This window comes from Xanthomonas sp. NCPPB 3218, assembly GCF_056725185.1.
Genome location: NZ_CM161516.1, coordinates 813,506 through 834,923 on the forward strand (window position 1 = coordinate 813,506; position 21,418 = coordinate 834,923).

Below are 21,418 nucleotides of genomic sequence, written 5' to 3' on the forward strand. Positions count from 1 at the left end.
GTCCCACCCCCGCTGCACCATCCATGTCACAGCACGCCCGGCGCAAACTGTGCCAGAACCGTGACAGTGCACCTGGCGCAAGCCACTGCCATCGCAACAAACCCTGCTGCTCCAACATGGTGCGTCGCACCAGTGCGCTGGCATGGCGTTTGCTCTTTCCCTTTCGACGTTTCCGACGTCCGCGGTGCAACTGGCGGGTGCAACGCCTGCGCTGCGGGATGTTTCAACCGACTGGTTGTTCAATCGAGAGGGGTAGACGCATATGCACCAATCTTCCTGTCGCAGCCTGCGCAGCAGTGTGCTGCTCATGCTTGCGCTGAGCGCCGCGTTGGCCGGCTGCAAGAAAGACGCCGCCACGGAAACGACAACGCCTGCACCGGCCGCCACTCCCGCAGCCGCGCCGGCGGCCGCCGCCGTGGTCGATACCGACAGCGAGTTCACCACCAATGCCAGCAACCCGGACAACTGGGGCGGCATCGGGCGCGACTTCGCGCTCACCCGGCACAGTCCGCTGGCCGAGATCAATCGCGACAACGTCAAGAACCTGAAGATGTCGTGGGAAATGAAGACCGATGCCACGCGCGGCCACGAAGGCCAGCCGCTGGTGATCGGCAGCGTCATGTACATGGTCAGCGCGTATCCGAACAACGTGTTCGCCATCGACCTGGCAGCGCAGGAAGACGGCGGCAAGGTGTTGTGGAAGTACACCCCGCAGCAGGACGAACGCTCGGTGGCGGTGGCGTGCTGCGATACGGTCAACCGCGGCGCCTCCTATGCCGATGGCAAGCTGGTGTTCGGCAGCCTGAGCGGCGATGTGATCGCACTCGATGCCAAGACCGGCAAGGAAGTGTGGAAGCAGAAACTCGCGCACCCGGACAAGGGCGAAACCATCACCATGGCGCCGATCATCGCCGACGGCAAGGTGGTGGCCGGCATCAGCGGCAACGAGTTCGGCGTGCTTGGGCGTGTCGCTGCCTACAACCTGGCCGATGGCAAGCAGGCCTGGTCCTGCGATGCGGCCGGTACTGACAAATCGATCTGCCTGGGTGCGGATTTCAACAAGGCCAACCCGCAGCATGGCCAGCTCGGCGATCTGGGCGTCAAGACCTTTCCCAATGACGAATGGAAGCGTGGTGGCGGTGCGGCCTGGGGCTGGTACAGCTACGACCCGAAGTTGAAGCTGCTCTACTACGGCACCGGCAATCCCGGCCTGTGGAGCCCGTCGTATCGCTGCGGCAAAACCTCGCAGGAGGAATGCAACAACGGCGAGCATGACAACAAGTGGTCGATGACCCTGTTCGCGCGCAAGATCGATACCGGCGAAGCGGTGTGGGGCTACCAGAAGACGCCGTTCGACCAGTGGGATTACGACGGCATCAACGAGCCGATCCTGGTCGATCTGAGCATCGACGGCAAGCAGGTGCCATCGGTGGTGCAATTCGATCGCAACGGCTTTGCCTACGTGCTCGATCGCCGCGACGGCACCTTGCTACGCGCGCACAAGTTCGTGCCGGCCAACTGGGCCGAACGCATCGACATGAAGACCGGCCGCCCGGTCAAGGTGGCCGCGCATTCGCCGCTGGAGCGCGGCAAGAAGGTGCAGGCCTTCCCCTCGGCGATGGGTGGCAAGGACCAGCAGCCGTGTTCGGTGGATCCGGCCAACGCGGCGGTGTTCTTCTGCGGCACCAACAACTGGCATATGGAGCTGGAACCGCAGGAACGCGGCAACACCATGATGGGCCTGCCGTACGTGTTCGCCAACGTGATGATGAAGCCCAACGAGCCGGGTGCGCTGGGCATCGTCAAGGCCTTCGATGTGGTGGAAGGCAAGTCCAAGTGGGAGATCAAGGAGAAGTTCCCGGTATGGAGCGGCACCCTGGTCACCGACGGCGGGCTGGTGTTCTACGGCACGCTGGATGGCTGGTTCCGTGCGGTGGACAAGGACACCGGCAAGAAGCTGTGGGAGATGAAACTGCCCTCCGGCATCATCGGCAACCCGATCGCCTACAAGGCCAATGGGCACCAGTACGTGGCGGTGTTCTCCGGCATCGGTGGCTGGATCGGCCTGCCGGTGGCCGCAGGTCTGGATCCGTCCGATCCGTATGGCGCGCTGGGCGCAGCCGGTCTGGCATTTGGTGCCGGCTTCGACAAGATCCCGCTGGGCGGCATGGTGCACAGCTTCCGGATCGATGGTGCCGGCAAGACCGTGACCGCCAGTGCAACCGCCACGGCGGCTGCAGGCGGCGGCACCGCCAACACCGCAGCGAAGACCGCACGATGAGTTCCATGCAAGGCGTTGGACGCGCGCACCGGCAGTTCGCTGCCGGTGCGCGTGGCATGCACCGGCAGCTGTGTCGGCTGCTGGTGCTTTGCAGCCTCGGACTCGTCGCCGCAGGCTGCACCCGCGAGCCGTCCTCACCGACGGCTCGCGCTTCTGATTCCGCTGCGGCGCCCGCCACGGCGGCGGCCTCCACTGCAGCACCGGCCACGGCCAATGCTCCACCGCCAACGCCCGATCCGCACGTGCTGCGGGTCTGCGCCGACCCGGGCAACATGCCGCTGTCCAACAAGGCCGGCGAGGGCTTTCAGAACAAGATTGCGCAGGTCGTGGCCGATGCCATGGGCCGGCGCCTGGAATACGAGTGGCGCACCTATTACCAACGCGGGCTGGCACGCAGCACGATCACTGCCGGCCGCTGCGATGTGTTGATGGACCTCAACAGCGATTTCGAGCAGGGCCTGACCACGCGCCCGCTGTATCGCTCGGCCTATGTGCTGGTGACGCGCAAGGGCCTGGATCTGGTGCCGACATCGCTGGACGATCCGGCGCTGAAAACACTGCGGCTGGGCGTGTTCCAGAGCTCGCCCGCACGCCAGGCCCTGTACGAGCACGGCATCAGCGGCCAGGTGCAATACCTGTTCTACGACTCGGCCACGGCGCCGGAGGAACATCCCGGCAAGCTGGTCGAACGCGTCGCCGCCAATGAACTGGATGCGGCCGAATCCTGGGGCCCGGTGGCCGGTTACTACGCGCAACGCAGCGGCCTGGGCATGGTGCCGCTCAATACCATCGACGATGCGGTGCTGGAGTATTCGATGGCGTGGGCGGTGTCGCGCAAGAACGCGGACCTGCGCGATGCCTTGAACACGGCCATGCAACAGAGTTCAGCAAAGATCGCCGAGATCCTGCGCAGCTATCACGTGCCGCTGGTGCGCTGTGGCGACTGCGTGGTGGCCGGCGATCTGGCCGCGCACGGGCCGTATGCCACGCCGACGCCGGTGTCCAAGGCGCCAAGCCCGGCCGCGTCCTCGCAGGAGCTGGCGCAGCTGCAACTGCGCATCGCCGACGGTGCCGACCCGAACCAGGAACTGGCGCATGCACTGGATGCCGGCGACGCGGTGCGTGTGGCGTGGCTGTTGCGGCATGGCGCCGATGCCAACCGTCCCAACCTGCTCGGCGAGCCGCCGTTGCATCAGGCCATCCGCAACCAGGAACCGGATCTGGTCGGACTGCTGCTCGATGCCGGCGCACGCCTGGATGCGCGCGATGGCAGCGGCTGGACCGCCTTGATGAAGGCGGCCTGGGCCAACGATGCCGGCAGCGTGACCAGGTTGCTCGGCAAGCGCGCGCCGGTGGACACCGTCTCCAGCGATGGCTGGAGCGCGCTGGACCTGGCGGTGTCCTACGCCGATGTCGGCGTGGTGCAGGCCTTGCTCAAGGCGGGCGCGGATGTACGGCGTGCCAATGCCACCGGTTTCACGCCGGTGATGTTCGCGGTGGCGCGCGACGACCCGGCGATGCTCGATGCGGTGCTGGCCGGCGGTGCCGACGTTGGCCACGCCAACCAGGCCGGCGTCACCGCATTGATGCTGGCCGCCGCGGCCGGGCGCGACGCGGCGGCCAAGCGCCTGCTGGCGGCCGGCGCCGACCCTGCCGCACGCAATCGCGACGGCAAGACCGCCGCTGCATTAGCGCAGGCACGCGGCGATAACGCGCTGGCCACGCTGCTTACCGAGGCCAGGCGCCCCTCCCGGCAATGACTGTGTCACCCGCCGCGCGCACGGGGTGCGCGGTGCTCCCTCCGATCAGAAAGGTTCGTTCATGCGCAAGTCCACCGTGGGTTGTTTCGATCGTTCCATGCGCGCACCGCTGTGCGCGGTGATGCTCAGCCTCGTGCTGGCCGCCTGCGGCAAGGACGCACCACCACCGGCGCCCGCGCCTGAGGCGGCTACCGCACCTGCTGCCAGCCCGCCGGCGCCGGCCACCGGCACTGCCGCGCCTGCGCCCGCAGCGGCGAGCGCCGCGGTGCCCAACCCGGCCGCCGGGCCTGCGCCTGATCCGGCCACGCCGCCTGCAGCGCCGGCCACCGTGGTGCCGATCCCGAAGGGGCCGGAGGTCAAGGTCACGCCCGAACTGATCGCCGAGGGCAAGAAGATCTATTTCTCCGCCGGCTGCAATGCCTGCCATGGCGGCACCGGTGGCGGCGGCATGTGCCCGCCGTTGACCAACGACATCTGGGTGTATGGCAGCGACGACGACACTTTGCGCACGCTGATCAGCGAAGGCACCGCCGCGATGATCACCCACGGCAAGACGCGGGTCGGGCATGAAAAGGTGGTCGGGCAGATGCCGCCGTTCGCGCCGGTGCTCAAGCCGGGCGACACCGAAAAACTGCTCGCCTTCATCCATTCGATCAACAAGACCGCGGGCAAGGCGCAATGAGGCCAGTGGCAACCGGGTGGCGGTGTCTGCTTGCGGCAACTGCGCTGGGCGCGCTGCTGGCCTTGGCCGGTTGCCGGCGCGATGCGGAGCCGCCGGCGTCCAGCGCGGCGCCGGCGGCAGCGATGCCTGCAACGAAGGCCGCGGCCCCGGTGCCCGCAACGCCGCCGGTATTTGCCTATGTGCCCAACCAGCGCAGCGGCACGGTGTCGGTGATCGATACGCACACCGACACGGTGGTGCGTACGCTCAGTGCGCAGGGACAACTGGGCAAGCGCCTGCAGCAGGTATTGCCGGGCCCGCAGGGGCATCTGTACCTGATCGATGCCGAGCATCACCGCCTGATCGAACTCGATACCGACAAGGACGCGGTGCTGCGCAGCGTGGAGATCGGCGAGAACGCCGAAGGCATTGCGTTGTCGCCGGACGGCAAGCAGTTTGCGGTGTGCGTGGAAGGCCAGAACCAGGTGATGTTGATCGATGCTGCGCAGTTCAGCGTGCAGCAGGTGATCGCTACGCGCGGGCAGGCACCCGAGCACTGCGCCTACACGCCGGACGGGCAGTGGCTGCTCACCAGCAACGAGGGCTCCAACGACATGGACAGGATCGAGCTGGCCACCGGTCGCTCGCGTGGCGTGGTCGCCACCAGCGGCCATCCGCGCGGCATGGCGTTCGCGCCCGACGGGCACAGCGTCTACATCGCGCAGGAAACCGCCAACGTGGTCGACGTGATCGACCTGCAGACGCGCCAACGCCGCGCCAGCCTGCCGGCCGGCGTGCGCACGGCCGGCGTGGCGTTGTCGGCCGACGGCACGCGGCTGTATGCGTCCAACGGCGGTGCCGGCACGCTCAGCGTGATCGATACCAACACTGCGCGCAGTCTCGCCGAGATTGCGGTGGGGCTGCGGCCGTGGAATCCGGCACTGACCCCGGCCGGCGACAAGCTGTATGTCGCCAACGGGCGCTCGAACACGGTCAGCGTGATCGACACCGTCGCGTTGCGCGAGATCAAACAGATCCCCGTCGGCGAACTGCCGTGGGGCGTGGTCATCGCGCGCTGAGCGGCGGGCATGCCGCAGCGCGCCAGGGAGGCCGGATGAAGACACGCGCTGCGGTGGCATGGGGTCCGCACCAGCCGCTGACCATCGAAGAGGTGGACCTGCAGCCGCCGCGGCCCGGCGAGGTGCTGGTGCGCCTGGTCGCCACCGGGATCTGCCATGGCGATGCGCATGCATTGGCGCACGGGCAAGCAAGCAGCTTCCCGGTGATCCTGGGGCAGGAAGGGGCCGGCATCGTCGAAGCGGTCGGTATCGGCGTCACCAGCGTGCAGCCCGGCGATCACGTCATCCCGCTGTACATGCCCGAATGCGGCGTGTGCAAGTTCTGCCGCTCCGGCCGCACCAACCTGTGCCAGGCGATCCGCAGCAGCCAGGAGCGCGGGCTGATGCCCGATGGCAGCAGCCGGTTCTCGTTGCACGGCCGGCCGATCCTGCACCACATGGGCATCAGCACGTTTTCCGAATACACCGTGGTGCCGGAGATCGCGGTCGCGCGGATCCAGCCGGAGGCAGCGCTGGATCAGGTCTGCCTGCTCGGCTGCACGGTCACCACCGGCGTCGGTGCGGTGCTCAACAGCACGCATGTGCGGCCCGGCGACTGCGTGGCGGTGTTCGGCCTGGGCGGCATCGGCTTGTCGGTGGTGCAGGGCGCGGTACTGGCGCAGGCCGGGCGCATCATCGCGGTGGACATCGACCCGGCCAAGTTCGCGCTGGCGCGCGCGTTGGGCGCCACCGATTGCCTGGATCCGCGCGACTACGGCGCACCGATCCAGCAGGTGATCGTGGACCTCACCGATGGCGGCGCCGACCACAGCTTCGAATGCGTGGGCGATGTCGGCGCGATGCGCGCGGCGCTGGAGTGCTGCCACAAGGGCTGGGGCGAGAGCGTCATCCTCGGCGTGGCCGACGACGCGCAGGAAATCAGCACGCGCCCGTTTCAACTGGTGACCGGACGGGTATGGCGCGGCAGCGCCTTCGGCGGAGTGAAAGGACGCAGCGAATTGCCCGGCTATGTCGCGCGCTATCTGCACGGCGACATCCGGCTGGCGCCGTTGATCACCCGCACGCTGGCGCTGGACGACATCAATCAGGCGCTGGCGGACTTGCGTGCGGCGCGCGGCATCAAATCGATCGTGCTTTATTGAGGAGACGCAGATGGCAGCAGGCACACGCAGCACGGCAAGGTTGCACCATCACGCACTGGCAGGCGCCTGCGCCAGCGCCTTGCTCGCAAGCAGCGCGCTGGCAGTGGCGGCCGATGCGCCGCAGGTGACCTGGCTGGACCGCATCGAGGTCACCGCCACGCCGATCCCCGGCACCACCATCGATGCGGCGCAACTGCCGTACATGGTGCAATCGGCCACCAACAGCGAGCTGTCGCGCGCGCGCAGCAACAACCTCGGCGATCTGTTGCAGCGGCGCTTCGTCGGCGTGGATGGCAACGATGTGCAGGGCAGCGCGTTCCAGAACGATCTCACCTTCCACGGGTTTCGTGCCTCCGCCTTGCCCGGCGCCTCGCAAGGCGTGTCGGTGTATCTGGATGGCGTGCGTTTCAACGAACCGTTCGCCGACATCGTCAGCTGGGACATGCTGCCCGAGTCGGCAATCAACGCAGTCACTCTGATGCCCGGCTCCAATCCCTTGTTCGGGCCGAACACGCTCGGTGGCGCGGTGGTGTTGTCTACCGCATCAGGCCTCACCTCGCCGGGAGTGCAGGGCGAGCTGAGCATCGGCAGCGGCGCGCGCAAGCGCCTGGACGCCAGTTATGGGCTCGCCAGTCAGGACGGTTGGCATGGCTTCGTCGCGGTGACCGGTTTCGACGAGAACGGCTGGCGCGATGCCTCCGAGGGCCGCCTGGGAACCGTGTTCGGCAAGGTCGGCAAGCAGGGCGAGCAGACCGACTGGAGCCTGTCGCTGCTGCACGGGCGCAGCCGCCTGATCGGCAATGGCCTGCTGCCGGATACGCGCTTCACCGACGATGGCCCCGAGCCCGGCCTGTATCGCGCCGACCGCCGCGCGGTGTACACCTCGCCCGATCTCACCCGCAATCGCAATACGCTGTTCACCGCGCAACTGGACCATCGCTTTGATGCGGACACCGCATTGCATGCACTGGCCTACGCGCGCGTGGGCCGCCGCGACACCGTCAATGGCGATATCGGCGAGGACTACGAAGAATTCGTCGAAGAATGCGCCTCCGGCTACGCCGCCGACGGCAGCGCGCTGGATGCCGATTGCGATGTCGCGCGCGCCGCTGCCGATGCATTGCCCACCGGCGCGCTCAACACCACCCAGATGCGCCAGGAGGCGCAAGGCCTGGCAGTCAACCTGAGCAGTCAGTGGGGTGCGCATGCGCTCAGCACCGGCGTCACCTTCGATCGTGGTCATGTGCGCTATCAGCAATTCGCCCGCGACGGCTGGGTGCAACCGGACCGCTCGGTCGCTGCCGATCCGGATGGCGAGCGTGCGTTCTTTTCCGGCGTGCGCGGCAGCACCAAGACGCTGGGCGTATTCGTCGCCGACACCTGGGCGCTGGACGCTGCCACCCATCTCAGCGCTGCAGTGCGCTGGAATCGCGTGGTGGTGGACAACATCCTTTCCACCGCCGACGACGGCGACCGCCCACGCGAGCGCTTCGTCTATGCCAAGGCCAATCCGTCCCTGGGTCTGACCCATCGGCTCGATTCGGGGCTGACGTTGTACGGTTCGGTCGCGCAAAACAGCCGCGCACCGACCGCGATCGAACTGGGTTGCGCCGATCCCACCCAGCCGTGTCGGTTGCCGACCGGCCTGCAGGCCGACCCGCGTCTGGAGCAGATCGTCTCCCGCACATACGAGCTCGGCGCGCGCTGGGCGCCGTCGGCCAACAGCAACGCCAGCCTGTCGGTGTACCGCGCCGACAATCGCGACGACATTTTGTTCCTGCGTGCACCGGACACCCAGCTGGGTTACTTCGACAACGTCGGCCGCACCCGCTACCAGGGCGCGGATCTGGCGCTGCGTCTGCGCAGCGGCGACTGGCAATGGTCGGCCGGCTACAGCTTCCTGGATGCGACCTACCGCAGCGATGGCGAGCTGCTGTCCGGCGAGCGCGTGATCGCCTTGCGTCCAGGCCTGCGCATCGCCGCATTGCCGCGCCACAACCTCAAGCTCGGCGTGGAATGGCAGCACGATGCGCTGACCCTGGGCGCTGGGGTGCGTGCGGTGTCCGGGCGCGTGGCCAGCGGCAACGAGGATGGCCAGGTCGACAATGCCGACGACGACGAGCCCGCACCCGAGCGCATCGACATCGGCACCGCCGGCTACGCGCTGGTGGATCTGCAGGCGCGTTGGCAACTGGGCGCGCGGCTGTCGCTGTTCGCCCGCATCGACAACGTCTTCAACCGCCGCTACGCGACCTACGCGGCCGTGGCCGAAGACGTGTTTCCGGACGGAGCACTCGCGCGCCCGCAGGACGCGCCCGTGGAAACCGGCCCGGCGCGGTTTCTTGCACCAGGTGGACCGCGGCAGTATCTGATCGGCATACGCTGGGCGTTGTGAGTCGGGGCGGGGATTCGGGATTGGGGATTCGTACGGTGCAGGCTCCAGTTGCCGTCAGCGTCATCTGGATGGTGCGGAGCTGCGCTGGTGGAGGGCGCGGTGTCCTCACCGCTCGCGGGACACGCCGTGAACCCATCCCTGGGGGCTCGGTGGCGGCATCCATGCCGCCACACGGTCCCGCAATCGGCGAGGCCACCGCACCAGAAAGTGAATCGGTGGTCGCGTGAAAGCTGCTAGTAGCGCGTTGCGCATCAGGTGTTGAGCCGGCACGTCATGATCGAACAACGCGCATCAATCACTGCTCCTACCGTGCATACCGACCATCTCGACTGGCCCTTGCCCGCCCACCGTCGCGGGACCTTACGCGGCATGGATGCCGCGTAAGAGCCTACAAGGACGTACTTGCGGCGTGTCCTGCGAGGGTGGGCGGGCAAGGGCCCTGCAACCAAGTTCCAAATCATCCGCTCCACAATCGCGGCATCGACACGTGGTGCATGCCGCACCAAACAACAGCGGCACCCACCTGATGGTCAAGAAGTGCTCTTGATAAATCGCTCCAAATACCAGCGCCAAGAACCAGCATGGGCTCTAACGAATCCCCAATTCCGAATCCCGAATCCCTGCCCCTCAATTCCCCAATTCCGAATCCCAAATCCCCGCCCCCCAATCACCCGGTATCCAGGCCATGCTTGCGCAGCTTGCGATACAGCGTATTGCGACTGATGCCCAGGGCATCGGCAGTGCGGCTGACATTCCAGCGGTGGCGTTCGAGTTGTTGCTGCAACACCAGGCGTTCGGCCTGGTCGAGTGCGACGCGGCCGGGCATGTCGTCGGCGGCCACCGCGCCGCCATCGACCAGGCACGGTGCGCTGCCGGCATCGACGATTTCCTGCGGCAGATTTGGCAGGCGGATCACTCCGTCGCTGCACAATACCGCCGCCGTGCGCAGCACATTACGCAACTGGCGCAGGTTGCCCGGCCATGCGTAGCTCAGCAGCTTGTGCATCGCTTCCTCGCTGATGCGCACGCTGTGCTCGCTGGTTTCCTCGCGCAGCAGGGTGCGGATCAGCTCGGCCTTGTCGCTGCGCTCGCGCAGCGGTGGCAGGTGCAGCACCACGCCATTGAGCCGGTAATACAAATCCTCGCGAAACTCGCCGGCCGCCACCCGCTGCGCCAGATCGCGATGGCTGGCGCTGATCACGTGCAGCTCCAGCGGTACCGCGCGTTCGCTGCCCAGCGGGGTGACGCATTGTTCTTCCAGCACGCGTAGCAGGCGGCTCTGCAAGGGCAGCGGCATGTCGCCGATTTCATCCAGAAACAGGGTGCCTCCGCTGGCCTGCAGCAATTTGCCATGGCGGCCTTCGCGCGCGGCATCGGTGAACGCGCCGCGCGCATACCCGAACAATTCGCTCTCGATCAATGCCTCGGGAATCGCCGCGCAGTTGATCGCCACGAACGCGCCGCCAGCCCACGGCGAGCCGCGGTGCACCGCCTTGGCGAATTCCTCCTTGCCGGTGCCGGTGTCGCCGCACAGCAGAATCGACACCCGATGCGCAGCCAGCTTCAAGGCATTGGCCAGGTTGTGGCGCATGCGCGAATCCGAGCCGACATGCTCACCGGGTTGCAGCTCGGTATCCGGTGCCAGCTGCGCCGGCCCACCCACCGCCGGCAGCGCAGCGCGCGCGCGCGGCGGGCGCACCAGTGCGTAGAACCGTCGCCCATGGCAGGCGCAGCGGATCGACCACAAGGTGCCGGCATCGCTGCCGGCGCGGTGCTCGAGGGTGTCGAAATCCAGCTGCATCACCTGTGCGATGTTGCGGCCCACCAGCTGGCTGCGATCGATCTTGCCCAGTTGCTCCAGCACCGCCTCGTTGACTGCCAGCACGCGGCCATCGGTATCGATCGCGATCAGTGCCTCGTGCAGCAGGCCGGCGAACTCGGGCCGGCTATGGAAGCGCAGGATGAAGGCATGGCCGAACTGGTTGAGGAAATGCGAGCGCGAGATCTGCGCCGCCGACATGCTCACCAGGGCCACGGTGTGGCGCTGGATCTGCTTGCCGTCCTGCGCGTTGGGGGTGGACGCATCCAGCACCGCCAGCAGCCCGCCATGCGGGTCCAGGATCGGCGCGCCGCTGCACGACAGCGGCAGATGGCGGGTCAGGTAATGTTCGCCGCGGTGCACGCTGACTGCGGTGCGCTCGGCGGCGCAGGTGCCCAGGCCGTTGGTGCCCTGGTGACACTCGGCCCAGCTGGCGCCGCAGAACAGACCGGCCTGGCGGAATTCGCGCAGCAGGGTCGGGTCGTGCACGCTGTGCAGCACGGTCGCCTCGGCATCGGCAAAGATCACGGCGTAGCCGCTGCCGGCGATCTGCTCGTAGAGGTTTTCCATCTCCACCTTGGCAATGCGCAGCACATCGCCCAGACGTTGCTGGCGCTCGCGCACGTGCAGCGCATCGTGCACCAGCGGCTCGGGGGCTGCCTCGGGCAACAACGCGTAATCGTCCAGGCAGCGCCGCCACGAGCGCGACAGTGGTGCGGCAAGCGGCGCGATGTCGCGCAACCGGCGGATCTGCCGGAGCGCATCCGGTTCGATCTCCGGCAGGGCGATGGACGTGGCGGCGACAACGCTTGGCTCGGACATGGGCCAGCGTTCCTCAGTGAGCGCGAAGCGTCAGTAGAGGCACAGATCGGGCCGATGCTCAAACTGCATTGCAGCAATTGCGGTGCCGACGCGCCCCTTTCCTGCGGGAGAGAGAGTGCCGTGAGGGGGCGGTGCGAAGCCCGAAGCTGTTCAACTTGCACGGGGCTTCGCCCGTCCCCTCATCCGCCCCTGCGGGGCACCTGCTCCCGAGAGGAGAAGGGCAAGCGCTGATCAGCGGCGGTGCGCGTCAGAGCGCGTAGCCGAACTGCTGCTTGAACTGGTCGTTGAACTCGGCAAAGTCGAACCGCTGGTTCTGCGTGCCCGGGTGCTCCACCTTCAGTGCGCCCATCAGGTTGCCCATCCGCCCGATCGTCAGCCAGTCGTAACCGCCCTGGATGCCGTAGATCAGACCGGCGCGGAAGGCGTCACCGCAGCCGGTCGGGTCGACCACGCGGCGCTCGTGCGCCGGCGGGATGTCGTAGGTCTTTTCCGGCGTATGCACCAGCGCGCCCTTGGGGCCCTGCGTGGTGATGTAGGCCTGCACGCGCGAGACGATGTCCTTCTCGTCCCAGCCGGTGCGTTCCTGCAGCAGGTTGGATTCGTAGTCGTTGACCACCACGTACTGGGCCTGCTCGATGAACTGGCGCAGTTCCGGGCCATTGAACAAGGGCATCGCCTGGCCGGGGTCGAAGATGAAGGGGATGCCGGCGGCAGCGAACTCTTCCGCATTCTGGATCATGCCCTCGCGCCCATCCGGGCCGACCAGGCCCAGGGTCACGCCCGGCACATCCTTCACGTGGTTCTCGTAGCTGCGCATCATCGCGCCCGGATGGAAGGCGGTGATCTGGTTGTTGTCGTGGTCGGTGGTGATGAAGGCCTGCGGGGTGAACAGGTCGTCGATGATCTTCACCCGCGACAGGTCGATCCCCAGCGTTTCGAAATGCTCGCGATACGGGCCGAAGTCCTGGCCCACGGTGCCCATCGGGATCGGCGCGCCGCCGAGCAGATGCAGGTTGTAGGCGATATTGCCGGCGCAACCGCCGAACTCGCGGCGCATGCGCGGGACCAGGAACGACACATTCAGGATGTGCACCTTGTCCGGCAGGATGTGGTTCTTGAACTGGTCCGGAAACACCATGATGGTGTCGTAGGCGAGGGAACCACAGATCAGTGCGGACATCGAGTCAGGCCTTTGCGTTGGGAAATACCCGCCAGTTGCCGGGCATGGCAGCGGGACGGCGCGCGCGCCGCGGCGCAAAGGGTAACGGCTGCGACCGATCAGGGCCACAACCGCATGCCATGCCCGGCGTGACCGGCACATGAAAACGACGCCGCAACGGCCGATTTTTCCTTGCCCGCACCGGGGGGGATTGCTAGGCTAGTGGACTTCGTTTTCTGCCCAAAATTTCGCCAGTCTGGCGGCGGGCACGCGACTTACCCAGGAACAACTCCCTCGATGTTCAAGAAACTCCGCGGCATGTTCTCCAACGACCTGTCCATCGACCTGGGCACGGCCAATACGCTGATCTACGTACGCGGGCAGGGCATCGTACTGAACGAACCTTCGGTGGTGGCGGTGCGTCAGGACCGCGCAATCGGCGGCACGCGCTCGGTGGCCGCCGTCGGCGCCGAGGCCAAGCAGATGCTTGGCCGCACCCCGGGTCACATCACCACGATCCGCCCGATGAAGGACGGCGTCATCGCCGACTTCACCTACACCGAGGCAATGCTGAAGCACTTCATCAAGAAGGTACACAAGTCGCGCTTCCTGCGCCCGAGCCCGCGCGTGCTGGTGTGCGTGCCGGCCGGTTCCACCCAGGTCGAGCGCCGCGCCATCAAGGAATCGGCGGAAGAAGCCGGTGCGCGCGATGTGTATCTGATCGAGGAACCCATGGCCGCGGCGATCGGTGCCGGCATGCCGGTGACCGAGGCGCGCGGTTCGATGGTCATCGACATCGGCGGCGGCACCACCGAAGTGGCGGTCATCTCGCTCAACGGCATCGTCTACTCGCAGTCGGTGCGCGTGGGCGGCGACCGCTTCGACGAGTCGATCACCAACTACGTGCGCCGCAACCACGGCATGCTGATCGGCGAAGCCACCGCCGAGCGCATCAAGCTGCAGATCGGCTGCGCCTACCCGCAGGACGAGGTGCAGGAGATGGAAATCTCCGGCCGCAATCTTGCCGAAGGCGTGCCGAAGATGATCAAGATCAACTCCAACGAAGTGCTCGAGGCATTGCACGAGCCGCTGTCGGGCATCGTCTCGGCGGTCAAGCTGGCGCTGGAACAGACCCCGCCGGAACTGTGTGCCGACGTGGCCGAGCGCGGCATCGTGCTCACCGGCGGCGGCGCACTGCTGCGCGACCTGGACCGCCTGATCTCCGAAGAAACCGGCCTGCACGTACAGGTCGCCGACGACCCGCTCACCTGCGTGGCCCGCGGTGGCGGTCGCGCGCTGGAGCTGGTGGACATGCACGGCAACGAGTTCTTCGCGCCGGAGTGAAGCGTTCGGGATTGGGGAGTCGGCATTCGGGATTCGCAGAAGCGGTTCCGGCCCACGGCCCGGTAGGACTGCTCCGCAGTTCCGCGAGTTCACGTTTTAGCCGCATTCGTATCGGGGGCAGCCAACCGCTCCCCGAATCCCCAATTCCGAATCTCCAATCCCGGCCCTGACAGTGCCCTCCTACGCCGGTCCTCCCGTCGCCTCCCGTCCGGGCGAAGTCACCTCCACGCTGCGGCTGCTGGTCTATCTGGTGCTGGCGATCGTGCTGATCGCGCTCGATAGCCGGGGGGGCTGGCTGAGCCAGGTGCGTCTGCAGGCCAACCTGCTGATCCAGCCGATCTGGGCGGTGGCCGGGTTGCCGGGGCGGATCGGCTCGCAGGTGCGCGACAACGCCGCCACCCATGCGCAGCTGGTGGAAGAAACCCGCACCCTGCGCAATCAGTTGCTGGTGGCCAATGCGCGGCTGACCCGGCTGCAGACCGCTGCGCTGGACAATGCGCAGCTGCGCGAACTGCTCAACGTCGCCGAGCGCCGCGGGCTGGACGTGCAGCTGGCGCCGATCCTGGATATCGACCTGGACCCGACCCGGCAGCGCCTGCTGCTGGACGCCGGCAGCCGCGATGGCGTGCTGCTGGGCCAGGCGGTGATCGATGCCGGCGGGCTGATGGGCCAGGTGATCGAAGTGACCCCGCTGCATTCGACCGTGCTGCTGCTGACCGACCCCGACCACGCGGTGCCGGTCAGCGTGGCGCGCAACGGCGTGCGCCTGATCGTCTACGGCCGCGGCGACCGGCTGGAACTGCGCGACATCCCGCTCAGCGCCGGCGTGCAGGTGGGCGACGAAATCGTCACCTCCGGCCTCGGTGGCCGCTTCCCGGCTGGCTTCCCGGTCGGCAAGGTCTCCGAACTGCACCCGGACGACACCCACGCCTTCCTGGTCGGCGAACTGACCCCGGCCGCGAAGCTCGATCGCGGCCGCGATGTGCTGCTGCTGCGCGCGGGCAAGCCGCTGCGGGTGGTGCCTGGGGCCGGGATTGGGGAGTCGGGAGTTGGGATTGGCAACAGCAACAGCAACGGCAACAGCAACGGCGTCGCGGCGGCGGCCGGCGCGCCGGTGACTGCGACACCGCGCACGTCTGCGGGCGGTGTTTCCAACGCAGCGACTGATACCGCGCGCCCGACGGCCGCCGCGGCATCGGGCACCGGTACCTCGGCGCCTACCCAGTCCGCAGCGACACCTGCCGCGCCCGGCGCGCAGCCGTCCAGTGCGCCAGCGTCCGGCCGCCCGGCCAGCATGCCCGCCCGCCGTCCCGCATCGACCGCATCCAACGGCCCGAATCCCGATTCCCGTTCGTCCCCGCCACAGGGCGCTGCTTCCAGCCAATCCCCAATCCCCACTCCCCAATCCCGTCCGGCTCCGCAGGAGACGGACCAATGACCCGCATGCGCAACACCTGGATCCTGCCGGCGAGCATCGTCATCGCGCTGGTGCTGGGCCTGCTGCCGCTGCCGGTGGTGGTGCAGCCGCTGCGTCCGTACTGGCTGGCGCTGGTGCTGGCGTACTGGGTGATCGAGGAGCCGGACCGGGTCGGGCTGGGCATTGCCTTCGTGGCCGGCGTGCTGGCCGACCTGCTGTATGGCGGGCTGCTCGGCGAGCAGGCGCTGCGGCTGGTGATCATGACCTTCATCCTGCAGCGCTTCCGCGCGCGGATGCGCTTCTTCCCGGTCTCGCAGCAGGCGCTGGCGATCGGCGGGCTGCTGCTCAACGACCGCATCGTCTCCTCGGCCGTGCATCTGGCGGTGGGCGAGCCGACCCTGCCGTGGAGCTACTGGTGGGCGCCGCTGCTGGGCATGGCGCTATGGCCGCCGCTGTTCGTGTTGCTGGATGCGGTGCGGCTGGGCAAGCGGAGCAAGAAGTAAGCCATGCACGGGCGTCGTCATCCCAAGAACCCGCATGCGGAGGCCGAACAGTTCCGCCGGCGTGCGGTGCTGGGCTTTGTGATGGTGGTGATCTGCCTGGTCGGGCTGGGCGGCTGGTATTTCAAGCTGCAGGTGCTTGACCACGAGGTCTATGCCACGCGCTCGGAAGCCAACCGCATCAAGCCCAAGCCGGTGGTGCCCGGGCGCGGCATGATCTACGACCGCACCGGCCGGCTGCTGGCCGAGAACGTGCCGGCCTTCCGCCTGGACGTGACCCCGGACAAGGTCACCGACATGGACGCCATGCTGGCCGCGCTGGGCAAGGTGATCCCGATCGCGCCGGAGGATCTGGAGCGCTTCAACCGCGAGCGGCGCGCGCGCCGCAGCTTCCTGCCGGTCACCCTCAAGCTGCGCATGAGCGATGAGGAAATGGCGCGCTTTGCGGTGGAGCGCTGGCGCTTTCCCGGCGTGGAGCTGGAGCCGTATCTGACCCGCCGCTACCCGTACGGGCCGCTGTTCGCGCACATCATCGGCTACGTCGGCCGCATCGACGAGAAGGACCTGGCGGTGCTGGGCGAGGGCAATGCCGCGCTCACCCACATGGGCAAGTCCGGGCTGGAGCGCTACTACGAGCAGGACCTGCGCGGCCAGGTCGGTTACGAGCAGGTCGAAACCAACGTGCAGGGGCGGGCGATCCGCACCGTCGGCCGGGTCGCGCCGCAGTCGGGCGCGGACCTGCGGCTGTCGGTGGATGCCGACCTGCAGCGCGCGATGGTGGCCGCGTTCGGCGAGCACGAGGGCGCGGCGATCGCGATGGACCCGCGCACCGGCGAGATCCTGGGCATGGTCAGCCTGCCCAGCTACGACCCCAACCTGTTCGTCAACGGCATCTCGCATACCGATTTCCGCATGCTCAACGACAACCCGTCGCGGCCGCAGTTCAACCGGCTGGTGCTGGGTGGCGTGGCGCCGGGCTCCACGCTCAAGCCGCTGATCGCGCTGGCCGGCCTGGACAGCGGCCTGCGCCGGCCGGAAGACCGGGTGCTGTCCACCGGCATGTTCTATCTGCCCGGGGTCAGCCGCGGCTGGGGCGATTCGCATCGCGGCGGCCATGGCTGGACCGATCTGCGCAAGTCCATCGCCCAGTCGGTCAATACCTATTACTACCGGCTGGCGGTGGACATGGGCATCGAGCGCTTCGACCACTACCTGGGCGAGTACGGCTTCGGCCAGCCGACCGGGGTGGACCTGCTCGGCGAGATCGGCGGCATCCTGCCGTCGCCGGCCTACAAGTACAAAACCCGCAAGGAGCGCTGGTATCCCGGCGACACCGTCAACATCGCCATCGGCCAGGGCGACTGGAAGGTGACCCCGCTGCAACTGGTGCGCGGGGTGTCGGCGATCGCCAGCGGGCTGCTGCTGCGCCCGCACCTGGTGCTGGAGCAGCGCACCGGCTTCGATCACCCCTGGCAGCCGATGATCCAGCCGCCGGGCAAGCCGATCAGCCCGAGCGCGGCGCACCTGCAGGTGGTGCGCGAGGGCATGATGGACACCATGCGCCCGGGCGGCACCGGCTATGCGATCACGCCGGGCGCGCCGTATCAGATGGCCGGCAAGACCGGCACCGCGCAGGTGGTCAGCCGCAAGGGCGTGGCCGCGGTGGACCCGCGCAGCCTGCCGCTGCACCTGCGCCACCGTGGCCTGTTCGTCGGCTTCGCGCCGGCCGACAACCCGGTCATCGCAGTGGCGGTGGCGGTGGAGGGCGGTGGTTTCGGTACCAGCTCGGCAGCGCCGATCGCACGCAAGATCTTCGACGCCTGGCTGCTCGGCAAGCTGCCCGCCGGCCTGGAGCCGCTGGACAGCGAGCTCGGCATGACTGCGGTGGGCGTCAACCAGTTCGAAGCCGGCGCCACCGATGCGCGCCAAGCCGGCGATGCGGCCGCGGCCACGCTGGACGAGCTGCCGGTGGTGATCGGCCAGACTGCGGTGGCGTTGGACCCCAACACGCCGGCGCAGCCCGTGGTGCCGGATGTGCCCGATGCGGTCCAGGAGACCGACCATTGAGTGACATCCTGCGCTGGCTGGTGGACATGGTTGCGCGTTTCACGCGCAGCCTGGACTGGGTGCTGTGCCTGGCGCTGGGTGCGCTGATGGTGATCGGCCTGTCGGTGCTCAAGAGCGCGGGCGGCGCCGCCAACGGCGATCATCTGGTGATGGCGCAAGCCGTGCGCTTCGTCATCGGCCTGGCCGCGATGTGGGGGATTTCGCGCATGTCGGTGCTGCGCCTGCGCGCCTGGACGCCTTGGGTATACGGCCTGTCGATGCTGCCGCTGCTGGCGGTGTTCGCGCTGGGCACCGGCAAGTACGGACGCCAGTGGCTGGACCTGAAACTGTTCTACCTGCAGCCGGCCGAACTGCTCAAGATCAGCCTGCCGATGATGGCGGCCTGGTATCTGCACCGCATGCCGTTGCCGCCGCGCATCTCCACCGTGCTGGTGACCGGCGTGATCATCGGCGTGCCGACCGCACTGATCATGCTGCAGCCGGACTTCGGCACCGGCGTGCTGATCGCCGCCAGCGGCGTGTTCGTGCTGCTGCTGGCCGGCCTGCCGTGGTGGTGGGTGGCGGTGGGCGTGGGCGGCGTCTCGGCGGCCGCGCCGGTAGCCTGGTTCTGGCTGCTGCGGCCGTATCAGAAGGACCGCATCATGATGTTCCTCAACCCGGAAAACGATGCGCTGGGCGCCGGCTGGAACATCATCCAGTCCAAGATCGCGATTGGCTCGGGCGGTTTCGACGGCAAGGGCTGGGGGCTGGGCTCGCAGTCGCATCTGAACTTCATTCCCGAACAGACCACCGACTTTGCGTTCTCGGTGCTCAGCGAGGAGTTCGGCTGGATCGGCGTGGCGACCGTGCTCAGCCTGTACCTGATCGTGATCGCGCGCTGCCTGTGGATCGCCGCGCAGGCGCGCGACACCTATTCGCGCCTGGTCGCCGGTGCCACCGGCCTGGCCTTCTTCGTCTACGTGCTGGTCAACGGCGGCATGATTTCCGGCCTGCTGCCGGTGGTGGGCGTGCCGATGCCGCTGATGAGTTACGGCGGTACCTCGGCGGTGTCGCTGCTGGCCGGGCTGGGTCTGGTGATGGCGGTCAAGGCGCACCGCCCGGTGCACGGCTACTGAGCCGGCGTGTTCTGCAGCCGACGCTGACAGGCACTCACCCGTGTCGAAAGAGCCGATCACACCTGGCCAGGCGCACTACGCCGCTGGCGACAGGGGCATGACACGCAGCTGACGCTGCGCAAGGCGCGCGCGGTTCTGCGCGCTGCGTTGCAATGACGACATCCCGGCGCGGGGCCGCTTCGCGCATGCGGTATCGGGTTCGCTCGCCTTCTGTGAATAGGCGCGTCGCTCCGTAGAGTCCGATGCGCCGCCGTCCTGCGCGCGGCCGGGTCGCGTTGCAGCTGCAGGCACGCGCCATTCCTCTTCCAGGTGACCTCTTCCATGAAACTGCCAACCGCCGCGATCGGCGGTGTCTGTCTTACGTTCGCCGCTCACGCCGGCGCCATCAACCTTGCCACCGGCGATACGCGCGCGGTCTCCGAGCCGGCGATTCCCGCCACCTGCCAGCCGGTGAGCGCCAGCCGTGCGCCAAGCGGGCGGCTGTTCGACGCCGCGCTGGAAAGCGCACCGCCCGACACCAAAGCCATCCAGGCCGCACTGACTGCCTGCACCGGCAAAAACGGCAGCGTGCTGCTCAAGGCCGGCACCGGCAACGCGTTTCTCAGCGGCCCGCTGACCATTCCCACCGGCGTCACCCTGGTCGTCGATCAGGGCGTGACCCTGTACGGCTCGCGCAATCCGGCCGACTACGGCAGCGGTTGCGGTGCCGCAGGCGCCAAGAGCGGCGGTTGCCTGCCGCTGATCAGCGTCAAGGGCACCAGGTCGGGCGTAATGGGCGTACGCACCGGCGGGCGTCAGGGCACGATCGACGGGCGCGGCGACCTGCCCATGCTCGGCAAGAGCACCACCTGGTGGGAGTTCGGCGAAAACGCCAAGGCTGCCGGCCAGGTGCAGAACAGCCCGGACCTGATCAAGGTGCAGAACTCCAACACGTTCACCCTCTACAACGTCAATCTGATCAATGCGGCGTACTTCCATTTCTTCGCGCATGTCGTCGATGGCCTGACCATCTGGGGCGTACGGGTGAAGTCGCCGGCGACCAGCCCCAACACCGACGGCCTGGACCTGGACAGCGTGGTCAACGCCAGCCTGGTCGACAACGATGTAATGGGCGGCGACGACTGCGTGGCGATCAAGACCATTGCGTCCAAGTCCGGCAACATCAGCGTGCGCGACAACCGCTGCTACGGCACCCACGGCATCTCGATCGGCAGCGAGGTGATGTCCGGGGTCAACAACGTGCTGGTCGACAACAACGCCATCACCGCCACCGACGATGCCGGCAACCGCAGTACCGACAACACCGGGCTGCGCATCAAGACCAGCCTCGCCAAGGGCGGCCCGGTCAGCCTGGTCACCTATCGCAATACCTGCCTGTACGGGGTGACCAGCCCGCTGGTGATCAACCCGTTCTATTCGGTGGGCGGCAGCGGCACCAAGCCCAGTTTCGCCGGGATCGTCGTCAACGGCCTGCGTACCACCGGCGATGTCGGCCTCAAGGGCAAGGGCTGGATTCTGAAAGGCTTCGACGCGCAGACGCCGCTGGACCTGACGCTGGCCAATGTGGCCACCGGCAATACCGCGGTCTCCGCCAGCGATGCGCAGATCGGGCTGAGCAACAGCGCGCTCACCCCGACCGGCAGCAACGTCACCACCTCCAGCGTGCAACTTGGCGGCAGCGTGCCCACCTGCTCGACTGCGCCACGCTTCCCGGCCCTGTGATCGGCCAGGCGCCGGCCACTCCGGCCGCGCCTGACGGCCGGATCGACCTCAAGGGACCCAAGCCGGCCGCTAATGCCATCAAAGGAAGAGATCAGAAGCAGGCCCACGGCATGCCGCCAGACACAAAGCCTCGCC

The 21,418-nt window shown here is 67.6% G+C and carries 14 protein-coding genes; 12 read left to right on the top strand and 2 right to left on the bottom strand.

Annotated features, from left to right (window positions below; genetic code table 11):
* Positions 1–262 precede the first annotated feature (262 nt).
* The 6 genes from AC1PLS_RS03530 to AC1PLS_RS03555 are packed head-to-tail and all read left to right on the top strand — an operon-like array spanning position 263 to position 9,318.
* Positions 263–2,281 carry a methanol/ethanol family PQQ-dependent dehydrogenase gene (locus AC1PLS_RS03530; protein WP_481104208.1) on the top strand — a complete coding sequence of 673 codons (2,019 nt, stop codon included), beginning with the start codon at positions 263–265 and terminating at the stop codon, positions 2,279–2,281.
* Complete coding sequence (locus AC1PLS_RS03535; RefSeq protein ID WP_481104209.1) at positions 2,278–4,041, top strand: quinoprotein dehydrogenase-associated putative ABC transporter substrate-binding protein; 1,764 nt, start codon at positions 2,278–2,280, stop codon at positions 4,039–4,041. The genes AC1PLS_RS03530 and AC1PLS_RS03535 overlap by 4 nt, the downstream gene beginning before the upstream one ends.
* A gap of 25 nt (positions 4,042–4,066) precedes the next feature.
* Positions 4,067–4,723 (top strand): c-type cytochrome, encoded by a 657-nt coding sequence (locus tag AC1PLS_RS03540; RefSeq protein ID WP_167763132.1) that lies wholly within the window; start codon positions 4,067–4,069, stop codon positions 4,721–4,723.
* Complete coding sequence (locus AC1PLS_RS03545) at positions 4,720–5,781, top strand: beta-propeller fold lactonase family protein (RefSeq protein ID WP_481104210.1); 1,062 nt, start codon at positions 4,720–4,722, stop codon at positions 5,779–5,781. The genes AC1PLS_RS03540 and AC1PLS_RS03545 overlap by 4 nt, the downstream gene beginning before the upstream one ends.
* A gap of 35 nt (positions 5,782–5,816) precedes the next feature.
* The gene (locus AC1PLS_RS03550; protein ID WP_104591080.1) at positions 5,817–6,923 is read left to right on the top strand and encodes an S-(hydroxymethyl)glutathione dehydrogenase/class III alcohol dehydrogenase; all 1,107 of its coding nucleotides are present in this window, start codon (positions 5,817–5,819) and stop codon (positions 6,921–6,923) included.
* 10 nt (positions 6,924–6,933) lie between these two features.
* Positions 6,934–9,318, top strand: coding sequence for a TonB-dependent receptor (locus AC1PLS_RS03555; protein WP_481104211.1), 2,385 nt, complete (start codon positions 6,934–6,936; stop codon positions 9,316–9,318).
* A 667-nt stretch (positions 9,319–9,985) separates the two neighbouring features.
* On the opposite strand, the gene AC1PLS_RS03560 is transcribed toward AC1PLS_RS03555, so the two are convergent.
* A complete protein-coding gene (locus tag AC1PLS_RS03560; protein WP_065032118.1) occupies positions 9,986–11,959 on the bottom strand; it encodes a sigma-54-dependent Fis family transcriptional regulator in 1,974 nt (657 codons plus the stop codon).
* Between the two features lie 247 nt (positions 11,960–12,206).
* Complete coding sequence (locus tag AC1PLS_RS03565) at positions 12,207–13,139, bottom strand: carbohydrate kinase family protein (protein WP_003482735.1); 933 nt, start codon at positions 13,137–13,139, stop codon at positions 12,207–12,209.
* A gap of 276 nt (positions 13,140–13,415) precedes the next feature.
* Here AC1PLS_RS03565 and AC1PLS_RS03570 point away from each other — a divergent pair, with 276 nt between their 5' ends.
* From AC1PLS_RS03570 to AC1PLS_RS03595, 6 genes are all read left to right on the top strand, one after another.
* A complete protein-coding gene (locus AC1PLS_RS03570) occupies positions 13,416–14,462 on the top strand; it encodes a rod shape-determining protein (protein WP_003482734.1) in 1,047 nt (348 codons plus the stop codon).
* Between the two features lie 172 nt (positions 14,463–14,634).
* Positions 14,635–15,900, top strand: coding sequence for a rod shape-determining protein MreC (gene mreC / locus AC1PLS_RS03575; RefSeq protein WP_481104212.1), 1,266 nt, complete (start codon positions 14,635–14,637; stop codon positions 15,898–15,900).
* On the top strand, positions 15,897–16,382 hold the full coding sequence (mreD, locus tag AC1PLS_RS03580; RefSeq protein WP_016900812.1) for a rod shape-determining protein MreD: 486 nt from the start codon (positions 15,897–15,899) through the stop codon (positions 16,380–16,382). The genes mreC and mreD overlap by 4 nt, the downstream gene beginning before the upstream one ends.
* Positions 16,383–16,385: 3 nt before the next feature.
* Positions 16,386–18,446, top strand: a complete 2,061-nt coding sequence (mrdA, locus tag AC1PLS_RS03585) for a penicillin-binding protein 2 (RefSeq protein ID WP_024940728.1) — start codon at positions 16,386–16,388, stop codon at positions 18,444–18,446.
* Positions 18,443–19,561: a rod shape-determining protein RodA gene (gene rodA / locus AC1PLS_RS03590; protein ID WP_054591925.1), complete on the top strand. Its 1,119-nt coding sequence runs from the start codon at positions 18,443–18,445 to the stop codon at positions 19,559–19,561. The genes mrdA and rodA overlap by 4 nt, the downstream gene beginning before the upstream one ends.
* A 321-nt stretch (positions 19,562–19,882) precedes the next feature.
* The gene (locus AC1PLS_RS03595) at positions 19,883–21,283 is read left to right on the top strand and encodes a glycoside hydrolase family 28 protein (RefSeq protein ID WP_481104213.1); all 1,401 of its coding nucleotides are present in this window, start codon (positions 19,883–19,885) and stop codon (positions 21,281–21,283) included.
* The last annotated feature ends 135 nt before the right edge of the window (positions 21,284–21,418 follow it).

Bases quoted from the DNA above. Each gene is read 5' to 3' on its own strand.
- AC1PLS_RS03530 (WP_481104208.1), top strand. From the start codon at position 263: ATGCACCAATCTTCCTGTCGCAGCCTGCGCAGCAGTGTGCTGCTCATG.
- AC1PLS_RS03535 (WP_481104209.1), top strand. From the start codon at position 2,278: ATGAGTTCCATGCAAGGCGTTGGACGCGCGCACCGGCAGTTCGCTGCC.
- AC1PLS_RS03545 (WP_481104210.1), top strand. From the start codon at position 4,720: ATGAGGCCAGTGGCAACCGGGTGGCGGTGTCTGCTTGCGGCAACTGCG.
- AC1PLS_RS03550 (WP_104591080.1), top strand. From the start codon at position 5,817: ATGAAGACACGCGCTGCGGTGGCATGGGGTCCGCACCAGCCGCTGACC.
- AC1PLS_RS03555 (WP_481104211.1), top strand. From the start codon at position 6,934: ATGGCAGCAGGCACACGCAGCACGGCAAGGTTGCACCATCACGCACTG.
- AC1PLS_RS03560 (WP_065032118.1), bottom strand. From the start codon at position 11,959: ATGTCCGAGCCAAGCGTTGTCGCCGCCACGTCCATCGCCCTGCCGGAG.
- AC1PLS_RS03565 (WP_003482735.1), bottom strand. From the start codon at position 13,139: ATGTCCGCACTGATCTGTGGTTCCCTCGCCTACGACACCATCATGGTG.
- AC1PLS_RS03570 (WP_003482734.1), top strand. From the start codon at position 13,416: ATGTTCAAGAAACTCCGCGGCATGTTCTCCAACGACCTGTCCATCGAC.
- mreD (WP_016900812.1), top strand. From the start codon at position 15,897: ATGACCCGCATGCGCAACACCTGGATCCTGCCGGCGAGCATCGTCATC.
- mrdA (WP_024940728.1), top strand. From the start codon at position 16,386: ATGCACGGGCGTCGTCATCCCAAGAACCCGCATGCGGAGGCCGAACAG.
- AC1PLS_RS03595 (WP_481104213.1), top strand. From the start codon at position 19,883: ATGAAACTGCCAACCGCCGCGATCGGCGGTGTCTGTCTTACGTTCGCC.